General features: G+C 43.4%; 5 protein-coding genes and 1 pseudogene. 1 reads left to right on the forward strand and 5 read right to left on the reverse strand.

Going from position 1 to position 2914, the window contains the following annotated elements:
- From H6G97_RS49080 to H6G97_RS49100, 5 genes and pseudogenes are all read right to left on the reverse strand, one after another.
- Positions 1-716, reverse strand: a pseudogene (locus H6G97_RS49080) (hypothetical protein); the annotation flags it as partial.
- 2 nt (positions 717-718) lie between these two features.
- Positions 719-1006, reverse strand: coding sequence for a hypothetical protein (locus H6G97_RS49085; protein ID WP_100903733.1), 288 nt, complete (start codon positions 1004-1006; stop codon positions 719-721).
- A gap of 3 nt (positions 1007-1009) precedes the next feature.
- Positions 1010-1321, reverse strand: coding sequence for a hypothetical protein (locus H6G97_RS49090; protein ID WP_242056167.1), 312 nt, complete (start codon positions 1319-1321; stop codon positions 1010-1012).
- 145 nt (positions 1322-1466) lie between these two features.
- Complete coding sequence (locus H6G97_RS49095; protein WP_190947515.1) at positions 1467-1787, reverse strand: hypothetical protein; 321 nt, start codon at positions 1785-1787, stop codon at positions 1467-1469.
- 65 nt (positions 1788-1852) lie between these two features.
- Positions 1853-2362: a hypothetical protein gene (locus tag H6G97_RS49100; RefSeq protein ID WP_190947516.1), complete on the reverse strand. Its 510-nt coding sequence runs from the start codon at positions 2360-2362 to the stop codon at positions 1853-1855.
- A 122-nt stretch (positions 2363-2484) separates the two neighbouring features.
- On the opposite strand from H6G97_RS49100, the gene H6G97_RS49105 reads away from it, so the two are divergent.
- Entirely contained in the window at positions 2485-2805 is a 321-nt protein-coding gene (locus H6G97_RS49105; RefSeq protein ID WP_190947517.1) for a hypothetical protein, read from the forward strand.
- Positions 2806-2914: the final 109 nt, after the last annotated feature.

Here is a 2914-nt window from a genome sequence, read left to right on the forward strand (position 1 = left end):
TGGCTTTGAGATTTTGCAGCAATTTTGTTGATAATCACCCCTGCTAAAGTTGATTTGCCAGATTGTGTCCCACCAGAAAGGTAAAAATGGTGATTACTGCGAAGAGTCATATTTTGATTAGATGCAGCATCACACAGTTCATCAATCCAAGCACCATCAATTCTGATGTAACCAGGATAATTTGCTGCTAGGGCTTGCAGAACTTTCATCGCACCCGGATTAGTCACGGACTGCACAAATTCTTCATCAATATCAGCAATATCGGGATTGGGAATACCAGTTGGTGAAGGTGATTGTTGTGCTGGTGGTTCTGGGAGTGTAACCAACCCTTGCAACTGATATTCAGCTATCCACCGGGGGCGCTCTTGCATTGGTAGCCGATTCACATAATCGGCAACTCGGCGTTTGGCTGCGATCGCAGTAGTGACATAATCATAAACAGCTTCACCTTGTAAATGCTGTTTGAGTGATTTCAGGTCAGCTTCTAGCAAAGACTGGTAAACTTTTTCCTTACTTTCGCTGATTTGAGCGGATACCCCAAACAACCCAGCACTGATCGTCCCAGCGCCGAGTAAGATTCCGGTTGTTATTCGGTCAGTATTTAAGAAAAAAGGAGCAGACAGACACATAACTGCACTCGCTCCTAAAGAACATAAAATAGTCCGTTCTGCATGAATAGCACTACTAACAGTTAGTCGTTCTAGTTCAAATGTCATTGCTATCGCACCCCCAAGGCAACACCAGCTGCAACTAATGTCAAGAAGACAAACAGGAATATCACCCCAGGCATTAACCCAATGGTGAAAGTCTTGCGGTTGAAACCGAATCCTTTAACGACTAAGCCAGCAAAGTTAAAGAAACCAACTGCCAAACCGCAAATGCAAATCATGCCAATGATCCACACCAAGAATTGACTGACTGGGCTAGCAACTGAGAGAAATCCCATTAACATTGACAGCCCGACTCCAGAGACAGCATATCCAACGAAGGAAAGTTTAATTTGCATAACCTAAAATCTGAATGAGTCACCCACTTCATCAAATGCTTTCTCATATCCCCCCAACTGGCGTTGTTGTTCCTGGGAACCAAAGGCATGACGGATCACCGCCTCTCCATGTAATCCCCTAGTTCGCTGTAAATCTTCCTCAACCTTCATGGCTTCTTGAGAATATGCCAATTGGTTCTTATATATCTCTGCCAAAGATTGCAACTGTTTGAGCTTGTGGCGGGAGAACTTTGTATGTAACCACTTCTGCGCTTTCAAATTGCCAGCCACTTCTGCCTCATCCAGAACCTGCTGTGCTGTAGTGTAAGCTGGCAATGTGTAGCGTGAGCGGATTGATGAAGGTAAATTACCCTCAATTTGGGTAGCATCCCCAACTCTTCAATCCGTTGATACTACTCCATCACCTTTACCGCCAAACAAACCAGGAAGCCATTTCCCTAACATTCCTTTCTCCCACTTACTACTTAAACTTGGTATAAGTCTGCTGAACTTGTTGAACTTGTGAGCCGATATATCGGGTTATGCCATATATGCCCATGAACGAAAACATCAATACTGTTATTGCAGCGATCGCAGTTTGAGCCATCATTCCCCGTTGCATTAACTCCTCAATCTGTCTATTGGAATGGGATCGCGCAATTGATTCATCAATAAGTTGCTGGACTATTAGGAATTCTTCTGAAGATAGGTTTTCTAGTGTCAGCCCTGACAGATTCAACTCCCCGTCCTTCTTCAGGTGAATATTTAATGCTTTGCGATGGGTTTGGTCTTGTTGCTCCATATATTGCCATGCCCAAAACGAGGGTTAATAGCAGCAGATTCAGTACTGCTGCTAATCCAATCAATTTATTCGGCTGCATTTGTTGGGCTAATACCGAAAATACCCGCAACGAGTTTGTTACCGATTGCACGAAAGGATTCCACGTCAGCTTCCTCCTCCATCGCCTTAGAGACAAACTTACTCACCACGTCCTTGGGGGCATTGCGAATCGTCGATAACAACTGGTCGGCTTTGTCGGTTGTGTAAGCATCAATCCCGACGTTGAGAACATCCTCCAAGGATTGAATTTCTTGATTAGAAACCTGGGATGCATGAGCGATCGCTCCTTGCAATGGAGAAACAGATTTACGGCGGGGTGAGTTTTTACCTAATTTGCCATTGCCATTTTTGGGCTTGCCATTGGTAGCTAGTTTCCCGGACGCGAGCCTAAGCTCAAGAATCTGAGTAGCGATCACTTGGGCTTGTTGATCGGTCAATTGGTCGATGTCAGCGTCAACTTGGGCGCAGAGGTTGGCGACTTCTGACTGAGTGACTTCTATATTGTAGGGTTGAAGGAGTTGTTGGATTTTGTCCATAATATGCTTCCATTTGTACAAGTAATGGTGTCATTTTAGCATCCATCTATTGAAATAGGCATTAAAATTAGGAAATAGGACGCTAAAAAGTATAATCATGGAATCTAATTGGCATCATAAATATGGCAGATAAACGCGACCGAAGATTTTCCGTTAACCTTCCCTTAGTTAAGGAGATACGCCTGATTCTATGGGGACACACCAGAGGAGTAAGCAAAACTCGTATGGCAGAAGCAATTTTGATTGATCGGGTTTCCAGCGATGGGAATTGGCGAGAAGTTTGTCAGGACTTAAAACAAGAAGCAGCTATCAATCACTCTACGGTTAGTGAATTAGTTGCAGACATACTCAAAAACAACGGCTTGAAAGACGTGTTCGATATCGAAACGGTGGATTGGGAAACATTTTTAGTAGACGAATCAGTAATACCTACGGAGGAATAAACTAAACCCGGATTTCTCACAAGTGCGAAAAAATCATTGAGATGAGTAAAATTTAGGAAAGGATATTTTATACATCAGTGGATTAAATTCAGGAACCGAAGACAATCAC

The sequence above is a fragment of the Nostoc flagelliforme FACHB-838 genome (assembly GCF_014698065.1).
GTDB classification, from domain to species: domain Bacteria; phylum Cyanobacteriota; class Cyanobacteriia; order Cyanobacteriales; family Nostocaceae; genus Nostoc; species Nostoc flagelliforme_B.